The organism is Citrobacter sp. B72, from assembly GCF_016894305.1.
GTDB lineage: Bacteria > Pseudomonadota > Gammaproteobacteria > Enterobacterales > Enterobacteriaceae > Citrobacter > Citrobacter portucalensis.
This window is the reverse complement of record NZ_CP069801.1, coordinates 3,996,403-4,022,092: the sequence shown is the minus strand read 5'-3', so window position 1 is coordinate 4,022,092 and position 25,690 is coordinate 3,996,403. Positions and strand designations below refer to the sequence as shown.

At 53.0% G+C, this 25,690-nt stretch carries 22 protein-coding genes; 19 read left to right on the top strand and 3 right to left on the bottom strand.

The genetic code is table 11. From position 1 onward, the window contains the following. Position 1 precedes the first annotated feature (1 nt). The 3 genes from leuB to leuL form a co-directional block, all read right to left on the bottom strand. A complete protein-coding gene (gene leuB / locus JQN59_RS19255; RefSeq protein ID WP_003829570.1) occupies positions 2 to 1,093 on the bottom strand; it encodes a 3-isopropylmalate dehydrogenase in 1,092 nt (363 codons plus the stop codon). After that, positions 1,093 to 2,664: a 2-isopropylmalate synthase gene (gene leuA / locus JQN59_RS19250; RefSeq protein ID WP_103014393.1), complete on the bottom strand. Its 1,572-nt coding sequence runs from the start codon at positions 2,662 to 2,664 to the stop codon at positions 1,093 to 1,095. Before leuA ends, leuB begins: the two co-directional genes overlap by 1 nt. 90 nt (positions 2,665 to 2,754) lie before the next feature. Beyond that, a complete protein-coding gene (gene leuL, locus JQN59_RS19245; RefSeq protein WP_048998978.1) occupies positions 2,755 to 2,841 on the bottom strand; it encodes a leu operon leader peptide in 87 nt (28 codons plus the stop codon). Positions 2,842 to 3,495: 654 nt separating this feature from the next. Between leuL and leuO the strand changes: the two genes are divergently transcribed. The 19 genes from leuO to ftsZ all read left to right on the top strand — a co-directional run bounded on the left by leuO (position 3,496) and on the right by ftsZ (position 25,688). After that, positions 3,496 to 4,443, top strand: coding sequence for a transcriptional regulator LeuO (leuO, locus tag JQN59_RS19240; RefSeq protein WP_020996231.1), 948 nt, complete (start codon positions 3,496 to 3,498; stop codon positions 4,441 to 4,443). Between the two features lie 318 nt (positions 4,444 to 4,761). Beyond that, complete coding sequence (gene ilvI / locus JQN59_RS19235) at positions 4,762 to 6,486, top strand: acetolactate synthase 3 large subunit (protein ID WP_020996230.1); 1,725 nt, start codon at positions 4,762 to 4,764, stop codon at positions 6,484 to 6,486. Positions 6,487 to 6,488: 2 nt separating this feature from the next. Further along, positions 6,489 to 6,980, top strand: a complete 492-nt coding sequence (gene ilvN, locus JQN59_RS19230; protein ID WP_003829566.1) for an acetolactate synthase small subunit — start codon at positions 6,489 to 6,491, stop codon at positions 6,978 to 6,980. 264 nt (positions 6,981 to 7,244) lie between these two features. Further along, entirely contained in the window at positions 7,245 to 8,249 is a 1,005-nt protein-coding gene (gene cra, locus JQN59_RS19225) for a catabolite repressor/activator (RefSeq protein WP_003018794.1), read from the top strand. 613 nt (positions 8,250 to 8,862) lie between these two features. Next, positions 8,863 to 9,321 (top strand): division/cell wall cluster transcriptional repressor MraZ, encoded by a 459-nt coding sequence (gene mraZ, locus JQN59_RS19220; RefSeq protein WP_003018792.1) that lies wholly within the window; start codon positions 8,863 to 8,865, stop codon positions 9,319 to 9,321. 1 nt (position 9,322) lies between these two features. Continuing rightward, positions 9,323 to 10,264: a 16S rRNA (cytosine(1402)-N(4))-methyltransferase RsmH gene (gene rsmH, locus JQN59_RS19215; protein WP_003018789.1), complete on the top strand. Its 942-nt coding sequence runs from the start codon at positions 9,323 to 9,325 to the stop codon at positions 10,262 to 10,264. Further along, on the top strand, positions 10,261 to 10,626 hold the full coding sequence (gene ftsL, locus JQN59_RS19210; RefSeq protein ID WP_006686695.1) for a cell division protein FtsL: 366 nt from the start codon (positions 10,261 to 10,263) through the stop codon (positions 10,624 to 10,626). The genes rsmH and ftsL overlap by 4 nt, the downstream gene beginning before the upstream one ends. Before the next feature lie 15 nt (positions 10,627 to 10,641). After that, positions 10,642 to 12,408, top strand: coding sequence for a peptidoglycan glycosyltransferase FtsI (ftsI, locus tag JQN59_RS19205; protein ID WP_103014391.1), 1,767 nt, complete (start codon positions 10,642 to 10,644; stop codon positions 12,406 to 12,408). Next, complete coding sequence (murE, locus tag JQN59_RS19200) at positions 12,395 to 13,882, top strand: UDP-N-acetylmuramoyl-L-alanyl-D-glutamate--2,6-diaminopimelate ligase (RefSeq protein WP_008786196.1); 1,488 nt, start codon at positions 12,395 to 12,397, stop codon at positions 13,880 to 13,882. The genes ftsI and murE overlap by 14 nt, the downstream gene beginning before the upstream one ends. After that, on the top strand, positions 13,879 to 15,237 hold the full coding sequence (murF, locus tag JQN59_RS19195; protein ID WP_103014390.1) for a UDP-N-acetylmuramoyl-tripeptide--D-alanyl-D-alanine ligase: 1,359 nt from the start codon (positions 13,879 to 13,881) through the stop codon (positions 15,235 to 15,237). The genes murE and murF overlap by 4 nt, the downstream gene beginning before the upstream one ends. Further along, on the top strand, positions 15,231 to 16,313 hold the full coding sequence (mraY, locus tag JQN59_RS19190) for a phospho-N-acetylmuramoyl-pentapeptide-transferase (protein ID WP_003018774.1): 1,083 nt from the start codon (positions 15,231 to 15,233) through the stop codon (positions 16,311 to 16,313). Before murF ends, mraY begins: the two co-directional genes overlap by 7 nt. Before the next feature lie 2 nt (positions 16,314 to 16,315). Continuing rightward, on the top strand, positions 16,316 to 17,632 hold the full coding sequence (gene murD / locus JQN59_RS19185) for a UDP-N-acetylmuramoyl-L-alanine--D-glutamate ligase (protein WP_103014389.1): 1,317 nt from the start codon (positions 16,316 to 16,318) through the stop codon (positions 17,630 to 17,632). Then, positions 17,632 to 18,876, top strand: coding sequence for a cell division protein FtsW (ftsW, locus tag JQN59_RS19180; protein ID WP_003829529.1), 1,245 nt, complete (start codon positions 17,632 to 17,634; stop codon positions 18,874 to 18,876). The genes murD and ftsW overlap by 1 nt, the downstream gene beginning before the upstream one ends. Next, a complete protein-coding gene (murG, locus tag JQN59_RS19175) occupies positions 18,873 to 19,940 on the top strand; it encodes an undecaprenyldiphospho-muramoylpentapeptide beta-N-acetylglucosaminyltransferase (RefSeq protein WP_149607614.1) in 1,068 nt (355 codons plus the stop codon). Before ftsW ends, murG begins: the two co-directional genes overlap by 4 nt. A 51-nt stretch (positions 19,941 to 19,991) precedes the next feature. Further along, complete coding sequence (gene murC, locus JQN59_RS19170; protein ID WP_003018763.1) at positions 19,992 to 21,467, top strand: UDP-N-acetylmuramate--L-alanine ligase; 1,476 nt, start codon at positions 19,992 to 19,994, stop codon at positions 21,465 to 21,467. Continuing rightward, positions 21,460 to 22,380 (top strand): D-alanine--D-alanine ligase, encoded by a 921-nt coding sequence (locus tag JQN59_RS19165; protein WP_048214939.1) that lies wholly within the window; start codon positions 21,460 to 21,462, stop codon positions 22,378 to 22,380. The genes murC and JQN59_RS19165 overlap by 8 nt, the downstream gene beginning before the upstream one ends. Before the next feature lies 1 nt (position 22,381). After that, entirely contained in the window at positions 22,382 to 23,215 is an 834-nt protein-coding gene (gene ftsQ, locus JQN59_RS19160; RefSeq protein WP_003018758.1) for a cell division protein FtsQ, read from the top strand. Further along, positions 23,212 to 24,474 carry a cell division protein FtsA gene (ftsA, locus tag JQN59_RS19155; RefSeq protein WP_003018755.1) on the top strand — a complete coding sequence of 421 codons (1,263 nt, stop codon included), beginning with the start codon at positions 23,212 to 23,214 and terminating at the stop codon, positions 24,472 to 24,474. Before ftsQ ends, ftsA begins: the two co-directional genes overlap by 4 nt. A 62-nt stretch (positions 24,475 to 24,536) precedes the next feature. Beyond that, on the top strand, positions 24,537 to 25,688 hold the full coding sequence (gene ftsZ, locus JQN59_RS19150) for a cell division protein FtsZ (protein WP_003018753.1): 1,152 nt from the start codon (positions 24,537 to 24,539) through the stop codon (positions 25,686 to 25,688). Positions 25,689 to 25,690: the final 2 nt, after the last annotated feature.

Below are 25,690 nucleotides of genomic sequence, written 5' to 3'. Positions count from 1 at the left end.
ATTACACCCCTTCTGCGACGTAACGGGCAATGATGTCGCCCATTTCATCGGTACTGACTGCGGCAGCGCCACGGGCTAAGTCACCGGTGCGAATGCCTTCTTCTAATGCGCGGTTGATGGCGCTCTCAATTGCGGTTGCCGCATCATTGGCATCCAGGCTGTAGCGCAGCAGCAGCGCCAGCGACAGGATCTGGGCGATAGGGTTGGCAATATTTTTCCCGGCGATGTCCGGAGCGGAGCCGCCAGCAGGCTCGTACAAACCGAAGCCCTGCTCATTCAGGCTGGCGGACGGTAACATGCCCATTGAACCGGTGATCATGGCGCACTCATCAGACAGAATGTCACCGAACAGGTTAGAGCACAGCAACACGTCGAACTGGGATGGATCTTTAATTAATTGCATAGTCGCGTTGTCGATGTACATATGCGCCAGTTCAACGTCCGGGTATTCATTAGCAATTTCATTGACAATTTCGCGCCATAGAATAGACGTTTGCAGTACGTTAGCTTTATCAATCGACGTAACTTTACGGCGACGTTTGCGAGCGGATTCAAACGCGATACGCGCAATACGTTCGATCTCGAAACGGTGATAAACCTCGGTATCAAAGGCTTTTTCATGTTGTCCGCTGCCTTCGCGGCCTTTTGGTTGACCGAAGTAAATCCCGCCAGTCAGTTCGCGTACGCACAGGATGTCGAAACCGTTCGCGGCAATATCTGCGCGCAGAGGGCAAAACGCTTCCAGCCCCTGGTAGAGCTTAGCCGGGCGCAGGTTGCTGAATAATTTGAAGTGCTTACGCAATGGCAGCAGTGCGCCACGCTCTGGCTGCTGGTTTGGCGGTAAGTTTTCCCATTTCGGGCCGCCAACGGAGCCAAACAGAATGGCGTCAGCTTGTTCACAGCCTTCAACTGTTGCAGGTGGCAGCGGCTGACCGTGGTTATCGATCGCGGCACCACCCACGTCGTAGTGGCTGGTGGTAATGCGCATGTTAAAACGGTTACGGATTGCGTCCAGTACCTTCAGGGCTTGCGCCATCACTTCCGGGCCAATACCGTCACCCGGCAAAACAGCAATATGATAATTCTTCGACATCACACGGTTTCCTTGTTGTTCTCGTTGTTCTGAGCTTTGCGTTGCAATTCTTTTTCGACTTCTTCGGCGCGCCAGATGTTGTTCAGCACATGCACCATCGCTTTAGCAGAAGATTCGACGATATCTGTCGCCAGACCGACGCCGTGGAAACGACGACCGTTATAGTTGGCAACGATATCCACCTGACCCAGCGCATCTTTACCGTGCCCTTTGGCGGTCAGGCTGTATTTCACCAGTTCGATGTTGTACTCAGCTACACGGTTGATGGCCTGATAAATAGCATCGACCGGACCGTTACCGTTCGCCGCTTCGGCTTTAACTTCTTCACCACAGGCCAGCTTGACGGAGGCGGTGGCGATGTCGTTTGAGCCGGACTGCACGCTGAAGTAATCCAGACGGAAATGCTCCGGTTCTTCCTGCTGTTTATTAATGAAGGCCAGCGCTTCCAGGTCGTAATCAAATACCTGACCTTTTTTGTCCGCCAGTTTCAGGAATGCGTCGTACAGGTTGTCCAGGCTATATTCATTTTCTTTATATCCCATCTCGTCCATACGGTGTTTCACCGCGGCGCGTCCGGAACGGGAGGTCAGGTTCAACTGTACCTGGTTCAGACCAATGGATTCAGGCGTCATGATTTCGTAGTTTTCACGGTTTTTCAGTACGCCGTCCTGATGGATGCCGGAGGAGTGGGCAAAGGCGCCGCTACCGACAATGGCTTTGTTTGCCGGAATTGGCATGTTGCAGATTTGGCTGACTAACTGACTGGTACGCCAGATCTCCTGGTGATTGATGCGGGTCTGTACATTCAGGATATCTTTACGCACCTTGATCGCCATGATCACTTCTTCCAGTGAGCAGTTACCGGCGCGTTCGCCGATACCGTTCATCGCGCCTTCCACCTGACGCGCTCCGGCGTGAACGGCTGCCAGTGCGTTGCCTACGCCCAAACCTAAATCATCATGGGTGTGTACGGAGATGATGGCTTTATCGATATTTGGTACGCGTTCATACAAGCCAGAAATGATTGCCCCAAATTCGAAAGGCATGGTGTAACCGACGGTATCAGGGATGTTAATGGTTTTAGCACCCGCGTTAATGGCAGCTTCAACCACGCGAGCCAGATCGGCGATAGGGGTACGGCCTGCATCTTCGCAGGAGAACTCCACGTCATCGGTATAATTACGCGCACGCTTAACCATATAGACCGCGCGCTCAATGACCTCATCCAGCGTACTGCGTAATTTCGTCGCGATGTGCATCGGCGAGGTGGCGATAAACGTATGAATACGGAAAGCTTCAGCGACTTTCAGCGATTCTGCAGCGACGTCGATATCTTTTTCTACGCAGCGGGCTAAGGCGCAAACGCGGCTGTTTTTAACCTGACGAGCAATGGTCTGAACTGACTCAAAGTCGCCCGGTGAAGAAACGGGGAAACCTACTTCCATCACGTCAACGCCCATACGCTCAAGGGCCAGCGCAATCTGCAGTTTTTCTTTCACACTCAGGCTTGCCTGTAACGCCTGTTCACCATCGCGTAAGGTGGTATCGAAAATAATGACTTGCTGGCTCATGGTTTAGGTCCTTGGTTTCTTAGGGCGCCTTGCTTCGAGCATAAAAAAACCCGCGCAACGGCGCGGGTTTTTGTCTTAACTGGAGCTGACTTAATGCTGAATGTCGTCCACCAGTCTACCGCGCAATGAAGATGCGTTTAGTAGTAGTAGACCGTTAAAACGAGCAATGTAAGTCATCAATTAAGCTCCAGGCGAATGCGATATGCTTTTAGTGGTACTGGATATGAAGACTGATGTCAACCCTCACCCCAGCAAATGCCTTACTTAAGGGGAGAAGTTTCTGCAAAACTTAAGCGAATTGTGCTGAATTTTTCGGAGTACATAAAATTAATCAGTTGATGGTTGTACATACTTTTCATGGTTTGACATATTTGAGCATAATTATTTGCATTTATTGTAACGGCGAACTGAAGAAAAGGTCGCTCTTGGAATTTCATATCTTTATGATTTATCTGTTTTTATAGTAATCGTGAATGGCTATGGACAGTATAACACCACATAATTGATAAATTAATGTTAACTTTTAATGTATTAATAATATAAACATTTAATTAAAACTTAAATACGTATTCACGATACGTATGATTGTATATTCGCCATGCTTATGGTTATATTGTTTTTGAAATTTAAACATATGAATCACCGTGCAGTGACACCTGCCACACTGCGCTCGCATTGGTTTTTTGTTCATTTAGGCTTGTGCCTTTATGTTTTCCTAATTTTAATGTTTTTTCTTTTTCTCATCTTATATGTATGGTAAATCATATTAACGGAGATTATTTCTTCACTCCGTCTGGGAAAAGGGAGTTTAGAGTGACAGTGGAGTTAAATATGCCAGAAGTAAAAATAATAGATAAAACAAATATTATAGATATGGGGAAGCCACAGCTTCGCATGGTTGATCTTAATTTATTAACCGTCTTTGATGCGGTGATGCAAGAACAAAACATTACCCGTGCCGCGCATACTTTGGGGATGTCCCAACCCGCTGTCAGTAATGCGGTCGCGCGCCTGAAAGTGATGTTTAATGATGAGCTTTTTGTTCGTTATGGACGCGGTATCCAGCCGACAGCAAGAGCCTTCCAGCTATTTGGTTCTGTTCGCCAGGCATTGCAATTAGTGCAAAATGAACTGCCTGGATCGGGTTTTGAGCCAGCCAGCAGCGAGCGCGTATTCAATCTTTGCGTATGCAGCCCATTGGATAATATCCTGACGTCGTTGATTTATAATCGGGTTGAGCAAGTTGCACCAAACATTCATGTCGTATTTAAATCTTCACTCAATCAAAATACAGAGCATCAATTACGTTACCAGGAAACAGAATTCGTTATTAGCTATGAAGAATTCCGTCGTCCTGAATTTACCAGTATTCCGTTATTCAATGACGAAATGGTGTTAGTCGCAAGTAAAAAGCATCCGCGCATTAGTGGTCCGTTACTGGAAAGCGATGTCTATAATGAACAGCATGCGGTGGTGTCACTTGATCGCTTCGCATCATTCAGCCAACCATGGTATGACACACCGGATAAACAATCCTGCGTAGCTTATCAGGGCATGGCATTAATTAGCGTTCTTAATATTGTGTCGCAAACGCATTTGGTCTCTATTGCGCCGCGTTGGTTAGCAGAAGAATTTGCCGATTCTTTAGAACTACAGATCTTACCTTTACCGTTAAAATTGAACAGCCGCACATGCTATCTTTCCTGGCATGAAGCCGCGGGCCGAGATAAAGGACATCAATGGATGGAAGAGCTGTTAGTCTCCGTTTGTAAGCAGTAGCACTTGGCAGAGTAAACCGGACAATACATCCTGTTTATTCTGCTTTTGTCTTTATAACTGAAATTTTATGCTGAACTCTATTTTTTACGTCTGTCCAAAAGTGTTAAAAAATAGAGTAATCGCTGTAAGTTCCCATTTTTAAGCGATTATTTATCATACTGATTGCTTATGCTGGTTTAATTCTCCGTTTATTCGCGTCTTTCCTCCTTTTTATTCTTATTTACTCCAGTGACACCCCTTCGGAGTCAATTGCCATGCGTCATCGTCAGCGGTTAATGTGTTGTTAAACCGTAATTCATTATAAGAGTGAGGCAAGCCATGGAGATGTTGTCTGGAGCCGAGATGGTCGTCCGATCGCTCATCGATCAGGGTGTGAAGCAGGTATTCGGTTATCCCGGGGGGGCCGTCCTCGATATTTATGATGCGCTGCATACGGTCGGCGGTATTGACCATGTGCTGGTTCGCCATGAACAAGCGGCGGTACATATGGCTGATGGCCTTGCGCGTGCCACGGGAGAAGTGGGGGTTGTATTAGTTACCTCCGGACCGGGGGCGACCAACGCGATTACCGGAATCGCAACGGCTTACATGGATTCCATTCCGCTGGTGATCCTCTCCGGACAGGTCGCAACGTCGCTGATTGGCTACGATGCCTTCCAGGAGTGCGACATGGTAGGTATATCCCGCCCGGTGGTAAAACACAGCTTCCTTGTCAAACAAACGGAAGATATTCCACAGGTGCTGAAAAAAGCCTTCTGGCTGGCAGCAAGCGGTCGCCCAGGACCGGTGGTGGTGGATTTGCCGAAGGATATTCTGAATCCGGCGAAGAAACTGCCTTATAGCTGGCCGGACTCGGTGAGTATGCGCTCATATAATCCGACGACGACGGGGCATAAAGGACAGATCAAACGGGCGCTACAGACGCTGGTCGCGGCGAAGAAACCGGTTGTCTATGTGGGCGGTGGAGCGGTCAATGCCGCTTGCCATGAGCAGTTAGCTCAGATTGCTGAAGCGCTGAATCTGCCGGTTGTCTCCTCGCTAATGGGGTTGGGCGCGTTTCCGGCCACGCATCGTCAGGCGCTGGGCATGTTAGGGATGCACGGTACCTACGAAGCGAATATGACCATGCATCATTCCGATGTGATCTTTGCTGTCGGCGTTCGCTTTGACGATCGAACGACGAATAACCTGGCAAAATATTGTCCGAATGCGACCGTGCTGCATATCGACATCGATCCGACCTCTATTTCTAAAACCGTTACTGCGGATATTCCGATTGTGGGTGATGCCCGTCTGGTGCTGGATCAAATGCTCGAACTGCTGGAGCAGGAGAAATCACAGCAGCCACTGGATGATAACCGTGACTGGTGGCAACAGATTGAGCACTGGCGCGCCCGTCAGTGTCTGAAATACGACACGCAAAGCGAAAGCATTAAGCCGCAGGCGGTGATTGAAACCATCTGGCGTCTGACGAAAGGGGAGGCGTATGTAACCTCTGACGTTGGCCAGCATCAGATGTTTGCCGCACTTTATTATCCGTTCGATAAACCGCGTCGCTGGATTAACTCAGGCGGCCTCGGCACGATGGGATTCGGTTTACCCGCGGCGTTAGGGGTGAAAATGGCGTTGCCGGATGAAACGGTAGTGTGCGTGACCGGGGATGGCAGCATTCAGATGAATATCCAGGAGCTGTCGACGGCGCTGCAGTATGAACTGCCGGTGCTGGTGCTCAACCTTAACAACCGTTATCTCGGCATGGTCAAACAATGGCAGGACATGATCTACTCCGGGCGTCACTCCCAGTCTTACATGCAGTCGCTGCCCGATTTTGTGCGCCTTGCTGAGGCTTATGGGCATATCGGTATCCAGATTAATCATCCAGATGAACTGGAGAGCAAGCTGGGTGAAGCGCTGGAGCATGTGCGTAATCATCGCCTGGTGTTTGTCGACGTCACCGTCGACGGCAGTGAGCATGTCTACCCGATGCAGATTCGTGGGGGCGGGATGGATGAAATGTGGCTAAGCAAAACGGAGAGGACCTGATTATGCGCCGGATATTATCAGTATTGCTGGAAAATGAGTCGGGTGCATTATCGCGGGTGATTGGCCTCTTCGCCCAGCGTGGATACAACATTGAAAGCCTGACCGTCGCGCCGACCGACGACCCGACCTTATCGCGGATGACGATTCAGACGGTAGGGGATGAGAAAGTCCTTGAGCAGATCGAAAAGCAGCTCCACAAACTGGTGGATGTTCTGCGCGTTAGCGAGCTGGGGCAGGGCGCTCACGTTGAACGAGAAATCATGCTGGTGAAAATCCAGGCCAGCGGTTATGGCCGGGAAGAGGTGAAACGCAACACGGAGATTTTCCGCGGGCAAATCATCGACGTGACGCCGTCTATCTACACCGTACAACTGGCGGGCACCAGCGACAAGCTGGATGCGTTTCTGGCAACCTTGCGTGAAGTCGCCAAAATTGTGGAAGTTGCTCGTTCCGGTGTGGTGGGACTCTCCCGTGGCGATAAAATTATGCGCTAATCGTCAACCGTAGGCCTGGTAAGCAAAGCGCTATCAGGCCTCATCGTGGAGGTCATGCCGGATAGCGGCATAAACGCCTTATCCTGCCTGCAGGTAACGAACCCGCTTTCGCTGATGCTACCTGCTGCGCTTTTTTTTGCGAAATCAGCAGTAACCAGAGACAAAAGCGGTTGCCGCAGTCATTATTCTGCGCTTAGATGTTAAGAAGTTTAACCCATGCCATCTAAAAGGTTATGGTTTGTACATTTTACGCAAGGGGCAATTGTGAAACTGGATGAAATCGCTCGGTTGGCCGGCGTTTCGCGAACGACTGCAAGCTACGTTATTAATGGCAAAGCAAAGCAATATCGCGTAAGCGACAAAACGGTTGAAAAAGTCATGGCGGTGGTGCGTGAGCATAATTACCACCCGAATGCCGTGGCGGCCGGGCTGCGTGCTGGACGCACACGTTCTATCGGGCTGGTGATCCCGGATCTTGAGAACACAAGCTATACCCGGATCGCAAACTATCTGGAACGCCAGGCGCGTCAGCGTGGGTATCAGCTGTTGATTGCCTGCTCTGAAGATCAGCCGGATAACGAAATGCGCTGTATTGAGCATCTTTTACAGCGCCAGGTCGATGCCATTATTGTGTCGACTTCATTGCCGCCTGAGCATCCGTTCTACCAACGTTGGGCAAACAGTTCATTCCCGATTGTGGCGCTGGACCGTGCACTGGATCGCGAACATTTTACCAGCGTTGTGGGTGCGGATCAGGATGATGCCGAAATGCTGGCAGAGGAGTTACGCAAATTCCCTGCTGAAACCGTTCTCTATCTGGGCGCGCTTCCTGAATTATCCGTCAGCTTCCTGCGCGAACAGGGTTTTCGTACCGCGTGGAAGGACGATCCGCGTGAAGTCCATTTCCTGTACGCCAACAGCTATGAGCGGGAAGCGGCTGCGCAGCTGTTTGATAAATGGCTGGAAACGCACCCAATGCCTCAGGCGTTGTTTACCACGTCGTTTGCCCTGTTGCAGGGCGTGATGGATGTGACCCTGCGTCGTGACGGGCAACTGCCGTCTGATTTAGCGATTGCGACTTTTGGCGATCACGAACTGCTCGACTTCCTGCAGTGCCCGGTACTGGCAGTGGCACAGCGCCATCGTGATGTCGCAGAACGCGTGCTGGAGATTGTACTGGCAAGTCTGGACGAACCGCGTAAACCAAAACCAGGTTTAACGCGTATACGGCGTAATCTGTACCGTCGCGGTATTCTCAGCCGTAACTAAGTTTCCTCAATTGATGACGTCGGTGGGATAAGCCTCTGACGTCTTCAATTTTTCTATTCTCAGAAATAACCGCATTATATTTAAGAATATTCTTTAGAATTATCTGAAATTCATTCTTGAATACCCCCGAATTAAAAATGCAACTATCCATTTTTGGGTTATTGATACGTAACGACGCGTTACGCTTGTATTATTTTGTTACATGCTTGTATGGATTTGCCGAATTAACAAACACTTTGCTCTCGTATTGCGGCTATCTGGGGCTTACCTCGGCTCTGCGCGGCGTACAGAGCGATTAACTGGTACTGTTAACTCGCTGCATATTGTCCTAAAATGCCGCTCGCGTCGCAAACTGACACTTTATATTTTCTTTGGATGATATTCAGTTGTTTTAAACAATGATGAGTTGTTGGATTTTTTTCTTACAAATATTCATGACGTTAATTTGCTTCGTTTGCTGTACGGAATTTGTTCAACGCTGATATTAGCCGTAAACAATGGGTTTTTTGCTCCGCTAAGCGCCGCGACTTGCTTGACAAGGTTTTCCTCCGCTCCGTAAACTCCTTTAAGTGGGAATTTGTGGGATAAAGTGGTAATTGGGGGTGAGACTGGCATGTTCCGGGGAGCAACGTTAGTTAATCTCGACAGTAAAGGGCGCTTATCCGTGCCTACCCGTTATCGGGATCAACTGCTTGAGAGCGCTACCGGTCAAATGGTTTGCACCATTGACATCCATCACCCGTGCCTGCTGCTGTACCCCCTGCCTGAATGGGAAATAATCGAGCAGAAGCTATCGCGTCTGTCGAGCATGAATCCAGTTGAGCGTCGCGTACAGCGCTTATTGTTGGGTCATGCCAGCGAATGTCAGATGGATAACGCTGGTCGATTACTGATAGCACCCATTCTGCGGCAACACGCAGGGCTAACGAAAGAAGTGATGCTGGTTGGGCAGTTCAATAAGTTTGAGCTGTGGGATGAAACGACCTGGTATCAACAGGTCAAGGAAGATATCGACGCTGAGCAGTCTGTTACTGGCGCGTTGTCGGAACGATTGCAGGATTTGTCTCTATAAAATGACGGAAAATTATAAACATACAACGGTGTTGCTGGATGAAGCCGTAAACGGCCTGAATATTCGTCCAGACGGCATCTACATTGACGGGACATTTGGTCGCGGCGGTCACTCACGTCTGATCCTCTCCCAGCTTGGCGAAGAGGGACGTTTACTGGCAATCGATCGCGATCCGCAGGCTATTGCCGTTGCAAAAACGATTACCGATCCCCGTTTCTCCATCGTACACGGACCTTTCTCTGCGCTGGCTGACTATGTCGCCGAGCGTGGACTGACCGGTAAGATCGACGGGATTCTTCTCGATCTCGGCGTTTCTTCACCGCAGCTCGATGACGCAGAGCGCGGTTTCTCGTTTATGCGTGACGGTCCGTTAGACATGCGTATGGACCCAACACGCGGTCAGTCAGCGGCCGAATGGCTGCAAACCGCTGATGAAGCAGACATTGCCTGGGTGATTAAAACCTTTGGCGAAGAGCGCTTCGGCAAACGCATTGCGCGCGCCATCGTGGAGCGCAACCGCATCGAACCGATGACCCGCACCAAAGAGCTGGCGGAAGTTATTGCAGCGGCAATGCCGGTGAAGGACAAATTCAAACATCCCGCGACCCGTACCTTCCAGGCGGTGCGCATTTGGGTGAACAGTGAACTGGAGGAGATAGAGCAGGCGCTAAAAAGCTCGCTCAGCGTGCTGGCTCCAGGTGGTCGCCTTTCGATCATCAGTTTCCATTCGCTTGAAGACCGCATTGTGAAACGCTTTATGCGTGAACAAAGCCGTGGTCCTCAGGTACCGGCTGGAATACCGATGACCGAAGCGCAGATCAAAAAGCTGGGCGGCCGTGAGTTAAGAGCACTAGGCAAGATGATGCCGGGTGAAGAAGAGGTAGCTGAGAATCCTCGTGCCCGTAGTTCAGTTCTGCGTATTGCAGAGAGGACGAACGCATGATCAGCAGAGTGACAGAAGCCCTCAGCAAAGTTAAAGGATCGATAGGAAGCAACGAGCGCCATGCCTTGCCTGGCGTGATCGGTGACGATCTTTTGCGGTATGGGAAGCTGCCACTCTGCCTGTTCATTTGCATTATTTTGACGGCGGTTACCGTCGTGACAACAGCACACCATACGCGGTTACTGACTGCGCAGCGTGAGCAGCTGGTTCTGGAGCGAGATGCGCTGGATATCGAATGGCGCAACTTGATCCTTGAGGAGAACGCGCTCGGCGACCATAGCCGTGTTGAACGGATCGCAACGGAAAAGCTGCAAATGCAGCATGTCGATCCCTCACAAGAAAATATCGTAGTACAAAAATAAGGATAAACGCGACGCATGAAAGCAGCGGCAAAAACGCACAAACCAAAACGCCAGGAAGAACAAGCCAACTTTGTCAGTTGGCGTTTTGCGTTACTGTGCGGCTGTATTTTGCTGGCATTGGGTTTCCTGCTGGGGCGCGTTGCCTGGCTGCAAATCATTGCGCCGGATATGCTGGTGCGTCAGGGTGACATGCGTTCCCTGCGCGTCCAGGAAGTCTCCACATCGCGCGGGATGATTACCGACCGTTCCGGTCGTCCGCTGGCGGTGAGCGTTCCGGTTAAAGCTATATGGGCCGACCCGAAAGAAGTACATGATGCAGGCGGCGTGAGCGTTGGCGAACGCTGGAGAGCGCTGTCAACCGCGCTGAATCTCCCGCTCGACCAGCTGGCTTCCCGCATTAACGCCAACCCGAAAGGGCGCTTCATCTATCTGGCGCGTCAGGTTAACCCTGACATGGCCGACTACATCAAAAAACTGAAGCTGCCAGGTATCCACCTGCGCGAAGAATCCCGCCGTTACTATCCTTCCGGAGAAGTGACTGCTCACCTCATCGGCTTTACTAACGTCGACAGCCAGGGGATTGAAGGCGTTGAGAAGAGCTTCGACAAGTGGCTCACCGGACAACCGGGCGAACGTATTGTACGTAAAGACCGTTATGGCCGCGTCATTGAAGATATCTCCTCTACCGACAGCCAGGCGGCGCATAACCTCGCGTTGAGCATTGATGAGCGTTTACAGGCACTGGTCTACCGTGAACTGAATAACGCCGTGGCGTTCAACAAGGCGGAGTCAGGCAGTGCGGTACTGGTGGATGTAAACACCGGTGAAGTGCTGGCGATGGCCAACAGTCCGTCCTACAACCCGAACAATCTCACCGGTACGCCAAAAGACGCGATGCGTAACCGTACCATCACCGACGTGTTTGAACCGGGTTCTACCGTTAAACCGATGGTGGTGATGACCGCGCTGCAGCGTGGCGTGGTACGCGAAAATACAGTCCTCAACACTATCCCTTACCGAATTAATGGTCACGAAATCAAAGACGTGGCGCGTTATAGCGAATTAACCCTCACCGGGGTTTTGCAGAAGTCGAGTAACGTCGGTGTTTCCAAGCTGGCGTTAGCGATGCCGTCCTCAGCGTTAGTAGATACTTACTCACGTTTTGGGCTGGGAAAAGCGACCAATTTGGGGTTGGTCGGAGAACGCAGTGGCTTATATCCTCAAAAACAACGGTGGTCTGACATAGAGAGGGCCACCTTCTCTTTCGGCTACGGGCTAATGGTAACGCCGTTACAGTTAGCGCGAGTCTATGCAACGATCGGCAGTTACGGCGTTTATCGTCCACTGTCGATTACCAAAGTTGACCCTCCTGTTCCGGGTGAGCGTATCTTCCCGGAAGATACCGTGCGTACCGTCGTGCATATGATGGAAAGCGTGGCGCTGCCGGGCGGCGGCGGCGTGAAGGCGGCGATTAAAGGCTATCGCATCGCTATTAAAACCGGTACAGCGAAAAAAGTAGGGCCGGATGGCCGTTACATCAACAAATACATTGCTTATACCGCAGGCGTTGCGCCTGCGAGTCAGCCGCGCTTCGCGCTGGTTGTTGTTATCAACGATCCGCAGGCGGGTAAATACTACGGTGGCGCCGTTTCCGCGCCGGTCTTTGGTGCCATCATGGGCGGCGTACTGCGCACCATGAACATCGAGCCGGATGCGCTGACAACGGGCGATAAAAATGAATTTGTGAATAATCAAGGCGAGGCAACAGGTGGCAGATCGTAATTTGCGCGACCTTCTTGCTCCATGGGTGCCGGGTGCACCGGAGCGAGCACTGCGGGAGATGACGCTTGACAGCCGTGTGGCTGCATCAGGCGATCTCTTTGTCGCAGTATTGGGTCATCAGGCGGACGGGCGTCGGTATATCCCGCAGGCGATAGCGCAAGGTGTGGCTGCCATTATTGCAGAAGCAAAAGATGAAGCTACTGATGGTGAAATCCGTGAAATGCATGGCGTTCCGGTCATCTATCTCAGTCAGCTTAACGAACGTTTATCTGCACTGGCGGGCCGTTTTTACCACGAGCCTTCTGAGAAAATGCGTCTGGTCGGCGTAACCGGGACTAACGGTAAAACCACCACCACCCAATTGCTGGCCCAGTGGAGCCAATTGCTTGGCGAAACCAGCGCGGTAATGGGAACAGTAGGCAATGGCCTGCTGGGCAAAGTGATCCCAACGGAAAATACCACCGGTTCAGCCGTTGATGTCCAGCATGTGCTGGCGGGGCTGGCTGCGCAGGGCGCAACGGTTGGCGCGATGGAAGTCTCTTCACACGGCCTGGTTCAGCATCGCGTCGCGGCGCTGAAGTTTGCCGCATCAGTATTTACTAACTTAAGCCGCGACCATCTCGACTACCACGGCGACATGGAACATTACGAAGCCGCGAAATGGCTGCTGTATTCCACGCACCATTGCGGTCAGGCCATTGTCAATGCGGATGATGAAGTCGGTCGTCGCTGGCTGGCGAAACTCCCTGATGCGGTTGCCGTTTCGATGGAAGACCACATCAACCCGAACTGTCATGGTCGTTGGTTAAAAGCGGTTGACGTGAAGTATCACGACAGCGGGGCAACGATTCGTTTTACCTCCTCATGGGGCGACGGCGAAATAGAAAGCCGCCTGATGGGGGCGTTTAACGTCAGCAATCTTCTGCTGGCGCTGGCAACGCTGTTGGCACTGGGCTATCCGTTAGCTGATTTACTGAAAACGGCGACACAATTGCAGCCGGTTTGCGGACGTATGGAAGTGTTCAGCGCGCCGGGTAAAACCACCGTGGTGGTTGATTACGCCCATACGCCAGATGCGCTGGAAAAAGCGCTGCAGGCGGCACGTCTGCACTGTACTGGCAAACTGTGGTGCGTCTTTGGCTGCGGCGGCGATCGCGATAAAGGCAAACGTCCGTTGATGGGCGCAATCGCCGAGCAGTTTGCAGATGTTGTCGTGGTGACTGATGACAACCCGCGTACCGAAGAACCGCGCGCCATTATTAACGACATTCTGGCGGGTATGCTGGATGCCGGACAGGCGAAGGTGATGGAAGGGCGCGCAGAAGCCGTGACAAACGCCATTATGCAGGCGAAAGAAAACGACGTGGTGCTGGTGGCCGGGAAAGGTCACGAAGATTACCAGATCGTCGGCTCTCAGCGTCTCGACTATTCTGACCGCGTGACCGCAGCGCGTCTGCTGGGGGTTATCGCATGATTAGCGTAACGCTCAGCCAACTGGCGGAGATCCTCCGTGGCGAACTGAAAGGGGCCGATCTGACCCTTGATGCCGTAACAACCGATACGCGTAAAGTGACGCCGGGCTGCCTGTTTGTGGCGCTGAAAGGCGAACGCTTTGACGCCCACGATTTTGCAGACAAAGCGCAAGAGAGCGGGGCGGGTGCGCTGCTGGTCAGCCGCCCGTTGGACACCAACCTGCCGCAGCTGATTGTTAAAGATACGCGTCTGGCGTTTGGTGAACTGGCGGCGTGGGTTCGCGCTCAGGTTCCGGCGCGCGTTGTCGCGCTGACCGGCTCATCCGGTAAAACGTCCGTCAAAGAGATGACGGCTGCCATTCTGAGCCAGTGTGGTAACACCCTATATACCGCGGGCAATCTAAATAACGACATCGGCGTACCGATGACGCTGCTGCGCTTAAACAACGATTACGACTATGCCGTGATTGAGCTTGGCGCCAATCATCAGGGCGAAATCGCCTGGACCGTCGGCCTGACGCGTCCGGAAGCGGCGCTGGTGAACAATCTGGCCGCCGCGCACCTGGAAGGTTTCGGCTCTCTGGCGGGCGTTGCGAAGGCAAAAGGTGAGATTTTTACCGGCCTGTCTGCGAATGGTATCGCCATTATGAACGCCGACAACAACGACTGGTTGAACTGGCAAAGCATCATCGGCGATCGCAAAGTCTGGCGCTTCTCCCCGAATGCGGCCAACAGCGACTTTTCTGCGACCAACGTTCATGTGACCTCGCATGGCACGGAATTTTCTCTGCAAACGCCGGCCGGAAGCATTGATGTTCTGCTGCCGTTGCCTGGTCGCCACAATATCGCTAACGCCCTTGCGGCGGCGGCGCTTTCTATGGCGGTAGGCGCGACGCACGAGGCGATCAAAGCGGGTTTGAAGGATCTGCAAGCGGTACCGGGACGTCTGTTCCCGATTCAACTCGCAGAAAATCAGCTGCTGCTGGACGACTCCTATAACGCGAACGTCGGTTCGATGACCGCAGCGGTGCAGGTGCTGTCTGAAATGCCGGGCTATCGCGTACTGGTCGTTGGCGATATGGCAGAGCTTGGCGCAGAAAGTGAAGCATGCCATGTACAGGTAGGTGTTGCTGCGAAAGCAGCAGGTATCGACCGTGTACTGAGTACAGGAAAACTGAGTCAGGCAATTAGCGACGCCAGCGGCGTTGGCGAACATTTTGCGGATAAAAGCGCGCTGGCCGCGCATCTTAAAGCATTGATTGCAGAACATCAGGTCATGACGATTTTAGTGAAGGGTTCACGTAGTGCCGCCATGGAAGAGGTAGTACGCGCATTACAGGAGAATGGGACATGTTAGTTTGGCTGGCCGAACATTTGGTCAAATATTATTCCGGCTTTAACGTCTTTTCCTATCTGACGTTTCGCGCCATCGTCAGCCTGCTGACCGCGCTGTTCATCTCTTTGTGGATGGGCCCGCGCATGATTGCCCGCTTGCAAAAAATGTCCTTTGGACAGGTCGTACGTAACGACGGTCCTGAATCGCACTTCAGTAAACGCGGTACGCCAACCATGGGCGGGATCATGATCCTCACCGCGATTGTTATCTCCGTTCTGTTGTGGGCATATCCGTCGAACCCGTACGTATGGTGCGTGCTGGTGGTATTGATTGGCTACGGCATTATCGGTTTTGTCGATGACTACCGCAAAGTGGTGCGCAAAGATACCAAGGGGTTGATTGCCCGCTGGAAGTACTTCTGGATGTCGGTGATTGCGCTGGGTGTAGCCTTTGCGCTGTACCTCGCCGGTAAAGATACCCCGGCTACCGAGCTGGTGGTGCCGTTCTTTAAAGATGTCATGCCGCAATTGGGGCTGTTCTACGTGCTGCTGGCGTACTTCGTGATTGTGGGCACTGGCAATGCGGTAAACCTCACCGATGGCCTGGATGGTCTGGCGATTATGCCGACCGTGTTCGTGGCCGCGGGTTTTGCGCTGGTGGCGTGGGCGACCGGTAACATGAACTTTGCCAACTATCTGCACATTCCCTATTTACGCCATGCCGGCGAACTGGTGATCGTCTGTACGGCGATTGTTGGTGCGGGGTTAGGCTTCCTGTGGTTTAACACCTATCCGGCGCAGGTCTTTATGGGAGACGTCGGTTCGCTGGCGTTGGGCGGCGCGCTGGGCATTATTGCCGTGCTGCTGCGTCAGGAATTCCTGCTGGTAATTATGGGCGGCGTATTTGTTGTGGAAACGCTGTCGGTCATTCTGCAGGTTGGTTCCTTTAAGCTGCGCGGACAGCGCATCTTCCGTATGGCGCCGATTCACCATCACTATGAACTGAAAGGCTGGCCGGAACCGCGCGTAATTGTGCGCTTCTGGATTATTTCGCTGATGCTGGTGCTGATTGGCCTGGCAACGCTGAAGGTACGTTAATCATGGCTGATTACCAGGGTAAAAAAGTCGTCATTATCGGTCTGGGACTGACCGGGCTGTCCTGCGTGGATTTCTTTCTGGCGCGCGGCGTGACGCCGCGTGTGATGGATACCCGCGCAACGCCACCTGGCCTGGATAAATTGTCGGAAGCGGTTGAGCGTCATGTTGGCAGCCTGAATGATGATTGGCTGCTGGCCGCCGATCTTATCGTCGCCAGCCCTGGTATTGCCCTGGCGCATCCTTCGCTGAGCGCCGCTGCTGATGCAGGGATCGAAATTGTCGGTGACATCGAGCTGTTCTGTCGTGAAGCGCAGGCGCCGATCGTCGCGATCACCGGTTCCAACGGGAAAAGCACCGTCACCACGTTGGTGGGAGAAATGGCGAAAGCGGCTGGTGTGAACGTGGGTGTTGGCGGAAATATCGGCCTGCCCGCGCTGATGTTGCTGGATGACGAACGTGAGCTGTATGTACTGGAGCTGTCGAGCTTCCAGCTGGAGACAACCTCCAGCTTACAGGCCGTAGCCGCCACCATTTTGAACGTCACTGAAGATCATATGGACAGGTATCCGTTTGGCTTGCAGCAGTACCGTGCAGCCAAACTGCGCGTCTATGAGAATGCGAAAGTGTGTGTGGTTAATGCCGATGATGCGTTGACCATGCCGATTCGCGGGGCGGATGAGCGCTGCGTGAGCTTTGGCATCAACATGGGTGACTATCATCTCAATCGTCAGCAGGGTGAAACCTGGCTGCGGGTGAAGGGCGAAAAAGTCCTGAACGTGAAAGAGATGACGCTTACCGGCCAGCATAACTATACCAACGCCCTGGCGGCGCTGGCGCTGGCGGATGCTGCGGGTCTGCCGCGGGCATCCAGCCTGAAAGCGCTGACTACCTTTACCGGTCTGGCGCATCGTTTCCAGTTGGTACTGAATCATAACGGTGTGCGTTGGATCAACGATTCAAAAGCCACCAACGTTGGCAGCACCGAAGCGGCGCTGAATGGTCTGCACGTTGACGGTACGTTGCACCTGCTGCTGGGCGGCGATGGGAAATCCGCCGACTTTATGCCGCTGCAACGCTACCTGACTGGCGACAACATTCGTCTGTACTGCTTTGGTCGCGATGGCGCGCAGCTTGCCGCTCTGCGTCCTGAGGTTGCGGAACACACTGAAACCATGGAGCAGGCAATGCGTCTGCTCGCACCGCGTGTGAAGTCGGGCGATATGGTGCTGCTGTCGCCAGCCTGCGCCAGCCTTGACCAGTTCAAGAACTTTGAGCAACGCGGTGACGTCTTTACCCGTTTAGCGAAGGAGTTGGGTTGATGCGATTCTCTCTCCCTCGTCTGAAAATGCCGCGCGTACCGGGACTGGGTGTCCTGGCGTGGATCTTCGCGGCACTTAAAGGCTGGGTGATGGCTTCGCGTGATAAAGACGCGGACAGCCTGATCATGTATGACCGCATGCTGCTGTGGCTGACTTTTGGTCTGGCAGCGATCGGTTTTGTGATGGTGACATCGGCATCGATGCCCGTAGGGCAACGCCTGGCAGGCGATCCTTTCCTGTTTGCTAAGCGTGACGCGCTGTATATCTTCCTCGCGTTCTGTCTGGCGATGGTGACGCTGCGTCTGCCGATGGAGTTCTGGCAAAAGTACAGCACGACGATGCTGATCGCCTCGATCATCATGTTGTTGATCGTGCTGGTGGTGGGGAGCTCAGTTAACGGGGCATCGCGCTGGATCGCGCTGGGTCCACTGCGTATTCAGCCTGCGGAATTCACCAAGCTGTCGCTGTTCTGTTATCTCGCTAACTACCTGGTGCGTAAAGTCGATGAAGTGCGTAATAACCTGCGCGGCTTCTTAAAACCGATGGGTGTGATTCTGGTGCTGGCAGTCTTACTGCTGGCGCAGCCTGACCTTGGTACGGTGGTGGTGCTGTTTGTCACGACGCTGGCGATGCTGTTTCTCGCTGGCGCGAAACTGTGGCAGTTCATTGCCATTATCGGCATGGGGATTTCGGCGGTGGTGCTGCTGATCCTTGCCGAACCGTATCGTATTCGCCGCGTAACCTCCTTCTGGAACCCATGGGAAGATCCGTTTGGCAGCGGCTATCAGTTAACGCAATCGCTGATGGCTTTTGGTCGCGGTGAGGTTTGGGGTCAGGGGTTAGGTAATTCAGTGCAAAAACTGGAGTATTTACCGGAAGCGCACACCGACTTCATCTTCGCCATCATTGGGGAAGAGCTGGGTTATATCGGTGTGGTATTGGCACTTTTAATGGTATTCTTCGTCGCTTTTCGCGCGATGTCGATTGGCCGCAAAGCGCTGGAAATTGACCACCGTTTTTCAGGCTTTTTAGCCTGCTCCATCGGGATTTGGTTTAGCTTCCAGGCGCTGGTAAACGTCGGCGCGGCAGCAGGCATGCTGCCAACCAAAGGTCTGACGTTACCGCTGATCAGTTATGGTGGTTCCAGTTTGTTGATTATGTCGACGGCCATCATGTTTTTGTTACGTATTGATTATGAAACGCGTCTGGAAAAAGCCCAGGCGTTTACACGAGGTGCACGATGAGTGGTCAACCGAAGCGGTTAATGGTGATGGCAGGCGGTACCGGCGGGCATGTGTTCCCGGGGCTGGCGGTCGCGCATCATTTAATGGCCCAGGGCTGGCAGGTTCGTTGGCTGGGCACCGCCGATCGTATGGAAGCGGACTTAGTGCCGAAGCATGGCATTGAAATTGACTTTATTCGCATCTCCGGTTTGCGTGGCAAAGGTGTCAACGCGCTGCTTGCCGCCCCCGTGCGTATTTTTAATGCCTGGCGTCAGGCGCGCGCCATTATGAAGCAGTTTAAGCCTGATGTGGTGCTGGGGATGGGCGGCTATGTGTCCGGCCCTGGCGGTCTGGCTGCCTGGTCATTAGGCATCCCGGTTGTCCTGCATGAGCAGAACGGCATTGCGGGATTAACCAACAAGTGGCTGGCGAAGATTGCAACGAAGGTGATGCAGGCTTTTCCTGGCGCTTTCCCGAATGCGGAAGTGGTGGGGAACCCGGTACGCACCGACGTTCTGGCGCTGCCGTTGCCAGAAGCGCGTCTGACGGGGCGTGAAGGCCCGGTTCGCGTGCTGGTCGTCGGGGGATCTCAGGGCGCACGCGTATTGAACCAGACGATGCCGCAGGTTGCCGCAAAGCTTGGTGATGCGGTGACTATCTGGCATCAGAGTGGCAAAGGCGCGCAGCAAACCGTTGAACAGGCGTATGCCGACGCGGGACAACCGCAGCACAAGGTCACTGAGTTTATTGATGATATGGCAGCCGCCTACGCTTGGGCAGATGTCGTAGTTTGTCGCTCCGGCGCGCTGACGGTAAGCGAAATTGCCGCCGCAGGTTTGCCTGCGCTGTTTGTGCCTTTTCAGCATAAAGATCGACAGCAGTACTGGAATGCGCTGCCGCTGGAGAAAGCGGGCGCCGCCAAAATTCTTGAGCAGCCGCAGTTTACTGTGGATGCCATCGCTAACACCCTTTCCGGGTGGTCGCGAGAAACTTTATTAACCATGGCAGAACGTGCGCGCGCCGCTTCCATTCCGGATGCTACAGAGCGTGTTGCTAATGAAGTGAGCCGGGCTGCCCGGGCGTAATTGTGGTGATGCCTTTTGCATCGCATGAACTAAGAAGTTAATGGCTAAAGAATGAATACACAACAACTGGCAAAACTGCGTTCCATCGTGCCCGAAATGCGTCGCGTTCGGCACATTCACTTTGTCGGCATCGGTGGTGCTGGTATGGGCGGTATTGCCGAAGTTTTGGCCAACGAAGGTTATCAGATCAGCGGTTCTGACTTAGCGCCGAACCCGGTGACGCAGCAGTTGACGAATCTGGGCGCCACGATTTTCTTCAACCATCGCCCGGAAAACGTGCGTGATGCGAGCGTGGTGGTGGTATCCAGCGCCATTTCTGCGGATAACCCGGAAATTGTTGCGGCGCATGAAGCGCGCATTCCGGTGATCCGTCGTGCTGAAATGCTGGCGGAGTTAATGCGATTTCGTCACGGTATCGCCATTGCCGGGACGCATGGTAAAACCACGACCACAGCGATGGTCTCCAGTATCTACGCGGAAGCGGGGCTGGATCCGACGTTTGTCAACGGCGGTCTGGTGAAGGCCGCAGGCGTCCATGCGCGTCTGGGTCATAGCCGTTATTTAATTGCGGAGGCGGATGAGAGCGATGCGTCATTCCTGCATTTGCAGCCGATGGTGGCGATTGTTACCAATATCGAAGCCGATCATATGGATACCTACCATGGCGACTTCGAAAATTTGAAGCAGACGTTTATTAATTTCCTGCATAACTTGCCGTTTTATGGTCGTGCGGTGATGTGCGTTGACGATCCGGTGATCCGCGAGTTGTTGCCGCGAGTTGGTCGTCAAACCACAACCTATGGTTTCAGCGATGATGCTGATGTGCGCGTCGAAGATTACCAGCAGATTGGTCCACAAGGGCACTTCACGCTGCTGCGTCAGGGGATGGCCGATTTACGCGTGACGTTGAACGCACCGGGCCGTCACAATGCGCTGAACGCGGCGGCGGCGGTAGCAGTTGCAACAGAAGAAGGCATTGAAGACGACGCAATTCTGCGCGCGCTGGAAAGTTTCCAGGGCACCGGACGACGTTTTGACTTCCTTGGCGAATTCCCGCTTGAGCCGGTAAACGGTAAAGCCGGGACGGCGATGCTGGTGGATGATTATGGTCATCACCCTACGGAAGTGGATGCCACGATTAAAGCTGCACGCGCGGGCTGGCCGGACAAAAATTTGGTGATGCTGTTCCAGCCGCACCGCTTTACGCGTACTCGCGATCTGTATGACGACTTTGCCAACGTGCTGACTCAGGTCGATGCACTGTTGATGCTGGATGTGTACGCCGCGGGTGAAGCCGCGATTCCAGGAGCCGACAGCCGCTCGCTGTGCCGTACGATCCGTGGTCGCGGTAAGATCGACCCGATTCTGGTTTCCGATCCGGCTCAGGTGGCAGATATGCTGGCGCCGGTATTAACCGGCAACGATCTGATTTTGGTGCAGGGCGCTGGAAATATCGGCAAAATCGCGCGTTCCTTAGCTGAAATCAAACTGAAGCCGCAAAACCCGGAGGAAGAACAACATGGCTGATAAAATCGCGGTCCTGTTAGGGGGAACCTCCGCAGAGCGTGACGTTTCGCTGAATTCCGGCGCGGCCGTACTGGCAGGGTTACGCGAAGGTGGTGTGGATGCTCATCCAATTGACCCAAAAGAGGTTGATGTCACGCTTTTGAAATCGATGGGTTTTCAAAAGGTGTTTATTGCGCTGCACGGTCGTGGTGGTGAAGATGGCACGTTGCAGGGCATGCTGGAGCTGGTTGGTCTGCCGTACACCGGTAGTGGCGTCATGGCTTCTGCGATTTCGATGGACAAACTGCGCAGCAAACTGTTGTGGCAGGGGGCAGGTTTACCGGTCGCGCCTTGGGTCGCATTGACTCGCGCTGAGTTCGAAAAAGGTCTTAGCGATGAGGTGGTTACGGAGATTTCTGCGTTAGGTTTGCCGCTAATTGTGAAGCCAAGCCGTGAAGGCTCAAGCGTAGGGATGTCAAAAGTTGAAGAAGAAAATGCTTTGCATGGTGCATTAGCATTGGCTTTTCAGCATGATGAAGAAGTACTGATCGAAAAATGGCTCAGTGGACCGGAATTTACAGTTGCGATACTTGGTGAAGAAATTTTACCGTCAATACGTATCCAACCCGCGGGAACCTTCTATGATTATGAGGCGAAGTATCTCTCTGATGAGACACAATATTTCTGCCCTGCCGGTCTGGAAGTCGAACAAGAGGCCCGTTTACAGGAATTAGTCCTGAAAGCGTGGACCACATTGGGCTGTAAAGGTTGGGGTCGCATTGACGTCATGCTGGACAGCGATGGCCAGTTTTATCTGCTGGAAGCGAATACCTCTCCGGGTATGACCAGCCACAGTCTGGTGCCGATGGCGGCGCGTCAGGCGGGCCTGAGCTTCTCGCAGTTGGTGGTAAGAATTCTGGAGTTGGCGGACTGATATGTCGCAGGCTGCGCTGAACACGCGAAACGGTGATGAAGAAGAAGTAAACTCCTCACGCCGCAATAATGGAACGCGTCTTGCAGGAATATTGTTCCTGCTGACAGTGCTGTGCACCGTGTTTGTCAGCGGCTGGGTAGTGTTGGGATGGATGGAAGATGCGCAACGTTTGCCTTTATCGAAACTGGTGTTAACCGGCGAACGACATTACACGCGCAATGACGATATTCGTCAGTCCATTTTGGCGCTGGGCGCTCCGGGAACCTTTATGACTCAGGATGTGAACATCATTCAGAGTCAAATTGAACGCCTCCCCTGGATTAAACAGGCGAGCGTCAGAAAGCAATGGCCCGATGAATTGAAGATTCATCTGGTTGAATATGTGCCCATTGCGCGTTGGAATGACCAACATATGGTGGATGCTGAAGGAAATACGTTCAGTGTTCCAACCGGTCGGGCCAATAAGCAGGTATTACCCATGTTGTATGGGCCGGAAGGCAGCGCAAGTGAAGTGTTGCAAGGGTTCCGCGATATGGGGCAGGTGCTGGCTAAGGATAGATTCACCCTGAAGGAAGCGGCGATGACCGCTCGTCGTTCCTGGCAGTTGACGCTGAATAACGATATTAAGCTGAATCTGGGCAGGGGCGATACGATAAAACGTTTGGCTCGCTTTGTGGAACTCTACCCGGTTTTACAGCAGCAGGCGCAAACCGATGGCAAACGGATTAGCTACGTTGATTTGCGTTATGACTCAGGAGCGGCAGTAGGCTGGGTTCCCTTGCCTCCTGAGGAATCTAATCAGCAACAGAATCAGGCACAGGCAGAACAACAATGATCAAGGCGACGGACAGAAAACTGGTAGTTGGACTGGAGATTGGCACCGCGAAGGTAGCCGCTTTAGTAGGGGAAGTTCTGCCCGACGGTATGGTCAATATCATTGGCGTGGGCAGTTGCCCATCGCGAGGTATGGATAAAGGCGGGGTGAATGACCTTGAGTCAGTGGTGAAGTGCGTACAGCGCGCCATTGACCAGGCTGAACTGATGGCAGATTGCCAGATTTCCTCGGTGTATCTGGCACTTTCCGGTAAACATATTAGCTGTCAAAATGAAATTGGTATGGTGCCCATTTCCGAAGAGGAAGTGACGCAGGAAGATGTGGAAAACGTGGTACATACGGCAAAATCCGTACGCGTTCGCGATGAACATCGTGTTCTGCACGTTATTCCGCAGGAATACGCCATCGACTACCAGGAAGGCATTAAAAATCCGGTCGGTCTTTCCGGCGTGCGTATGCAGGCAAAAGTCCATCTTATTACCTGCCACAACGACATGGCAAAGAACATTGTCAAAGCCGTTGAACGTTGTGGTCTGAAAGTTGACCAACTGATTTTTGCCGGGTTGGCAGCCAGTTATTCAGTGTTGACGGAAGATGAACGTGAGCTGGGTGTCTGCGTGGTGGATATTGGTGGTGGTACAATGGACATCGCCGTTTATACTGGCGGGGCGTTGCGCCACACTAAAGTTATCCCTTATGCAGGGAATGTAGTGACCAGCGATATCGCGTATGCCTTTGGTACGCCGCCGAGCGATGCTGAAGCCATCAAAGTGCGCCATGGTTGCGCGCTGGGCTCCATCGTGGGTAAAGACGAAAGCGTTGAAGTGCCAAGCGTAGGTGGTCGTCCACCGCGTAGCCTGCAACGTCAGACCCTGGCAGAGGTCATTGAGCCGCGTTATACCGAGCTGCTCAACCTGGTCAACGAAGAAATTTTGCAATTACAAGAACAGCTTCGCCAGCAGGGTGTGAAACATCATCTGGCGGCGGGGATTGTGTTAACCGGTGGCGCTGCGCAAATTGAAGGTCTTGCGGCCTGCGCACAGCGCGTGTTCCATACGCAAGTACGTATTGGCGCACCGCTGAATATCACTGGTCTGACGGATTATGCCCAGGAGCCGTATTATTCAACGGCAGTGGGGCTGCTTCACTACGGGAAAGAATCCCATTTGAGTGGTGAGGCTGAAGTTGAAAAACGCGTTACGGCATCAGTTGGCTCGTGGATCAAACGACTCAATAGCTGGCTGCGAAAAGAGTTTTAATTTTTAAAGAGACCAACGCACATTAACGGTCTCAGGCGACAGGCACAACGGAGAGAGAAACTATGTTTGAACCTATGGAACTTACCAATGACGCGGTGATTAAAGTCATCGGCGTCGGCGGCGGCGGCGGTAATGCCGTTGAACACATGGTGCGCGAGCGCATCGAAGGTGTTGAATTCTTCGCGGTGAATACCGACGCTCAGGCGTTGCGTAAAACGGCGGTTGGACAGACCATTCAGATTGGTAGCGGCATCACCAAAGGTCTGGGCGCGGGTGCAAACCCGGAAGTAGGCCGTAATGCGGCAGACGAAGATCGTGAAGCTCTGCGTGCAGCGCTTGACGGCGCAGACATGGTGTTTATCGCAGCTGGCATGGGCGGCGGTACCGGTACCGGTGCCGCGCCAGTGGTTGCTGAAGTAGCAAAAGATTTAGGTATTCTGACCGTTGCTGTCGTGACTAAGCCTTTCAACTTTGAAGGTAAGAAGCGTATGGCATTCGCGGAACAGGGTATCACCGAGCTGTCCAAACATGTGGACTCTCTGATCACTATTCCGAATGACAAGCTGCTGAAAGTGCTGGGTCGCGGTATCTCCCTGCTGGATGCGTTTGGCGCCGCGAACGACGTGCTGAAAGGCGCAGTCCAGGGTATCGCTGAACTGATTACTCGTCCGGGCCTGATGAACGTCGACTTTGCAGACGTGCGCACCGTGATGTCCGAAATGGGCTACGCGATGATGGGTTCAGGCGTGGCAAGCGGTGAAGACCGTGCAGAAGAAGCGGCTGAAATGGCTATCTCTTCTCCGCTGCTGGAAGACATCGATTTGTCTGGTGCGCGCGGCGTGCTGGTCAACATTACTGCGGGCTTCGACCTGCGTCTGGATGAGTTCGAAACCGTCGGTAACACGATTCGTGCCTTTGCATCGGATAATGCGACCGTGGTTATCGGTACCTCTCTGGACCCGGATATGAACGACGAACTGCGCGTCACCGTTGTTGCAACTGGAATTGGTATGGACAAACGTCCTGAAATCACTCTGGTGACCAACAAGCAGGTACAGCAGCCGGTAATGGATCGTTACCAGCAGCACGGCATGGCGCCGTTGACGCAAGAGCAGAAACCGGTAGCGAAAGTGGTTAACGACAATACGCCGCAAACCACCAAAGAGCCGGATTATCTGGATATCCCAGCATTCCTGCGTAAGCAAGCTGATTAAGA

Bases quoted from the DNA above. Each gene is read 5' to 3' on its own strand.
- leuB (WP_003829570.1), bottom strand. From the start codon at position 1,093: ATGTCGAAGAATTATCATATTGCTGTTTTGCCGGGTGACGGTATTGGC.
- leuA (WP_103014393.1), bottom strand. From the start codon at position 2,664: ATGAGCCAGCAAGTCATTATTTTCGATACCACCTTACGCGATGGTGAA.
- leuL (WP_048998978.1), bottom strand. From the start codon at position 2,841: ATGACTTACATTGCTCGTTTTAACGGTCTACTACTACTAAACGCATCT.
- leuO (WP_020996231.1), top strand. From the start codon at position 3,496: ATGCCAGAAGTAAAAATAATAGATAAAACAAATATTATAGATATGGGG.
- ilvI (WP_020996230.1), top strand. From the start codon at position 4,762: ATGGAGATGTTGTCTGGAGCCGAGATGGTCGTCCGATCGCTCATCGAT.
- ilvN (WP_003829566.1), top strand. From the start codon at position 6,489: ATGCGCCGGATATTATCAGTATTGCTGGAAAATGAGTCGGGTGCATTA.
- mraZ (WP_003018792.1), top strand. From the start codon at position 8,863: ATGTTCCGGGGAGCAACGTTAGTTAATCTCGACAGTAAAGGGCGCTTA.
- rsmH (WP_003018789.1), top strand. From the start codon at position 9,323: ATGACGGAAAATTATAAACATACAACGGTGTTGCTGGATGAAGCCGTA.
- ftsL (WP_006686695.1), top strand. From the start codon at position 10,261: ATGATCAGCAGAGTGACAGAAGCCCTCAGCAAAGTTAAAGGATCGATA.
- ftsI (WP_103014391.1), top strand. From the start codon at position 10,642: ATGAAAGCAGCGGCAAAAACGCACAAACCAAAACGCCAGGAAGAACAA.
- murF (WP_103014390.1), top strand. From the start codon at position 13,879: ATGATTAGCGTAACGCTCAGCCAACTGGCGGAGATCCTCCGTGGCGAA.
- mraY (WP_003018774.1), top strand. From the start codon at position 15,231: ATGTTAGTTTGGCTGGCCGAACATTTGGTCAAATATTATTCCGGCTTT.
- murD (WP_103014389.1), top strand. From the start codon at position 16,316: ATGGCTGATTACCAGGGTAAAAAAGTCGTCATTATCGGTCTGGGACTG.
- ftsW (WP_003829529.1), top strand. From the start codon at position 17,632: ATGCGATTCTCTCTCCCTCGTCTGAAAATGCCGCGCGTACCGGGACTG.
- murG (WP_149607614.1), top strand. From the start codon at position 18,873: ATGAGTGGTCAACCGAAGCGGTTAATGGTGATGGCAGGCGGTACCGGC.
- murC (WP_003018763.1), top strand. From the start codon at position 19,992: ATGAATACACAACAACTGGCAAAACTGCGTTCCATCGTGCCCGAAATG.
- JQN59_RS19165 (WP_048214939.1), top strand. From the start codon at position 21,460: ATGGCTGATAAAATCGCGGTCCTGTTAGGGGGAACCTCCGCAGAGCGT.
- ftsQ (WP_003018758.1), top strand. From the start codon at position 22,382: ATGTCGCAGGCTGCGCTGAACACGCGAAACGGTGATGAAGAAGAAGTA.
- ftsA (WP_003018755.1), top strand. From the start codon at position 23,212: ATGATCAAGGCGACGGACAGAAAACTGGTAGTTGGACTGGAGATTGGC.
- ftsZ (WP_003018753.1), top strand. From the start codon at position 24,537: ATGTTTGAACCTATGGAACTTACCAATGACGCGGTGATTAAAGTCATC.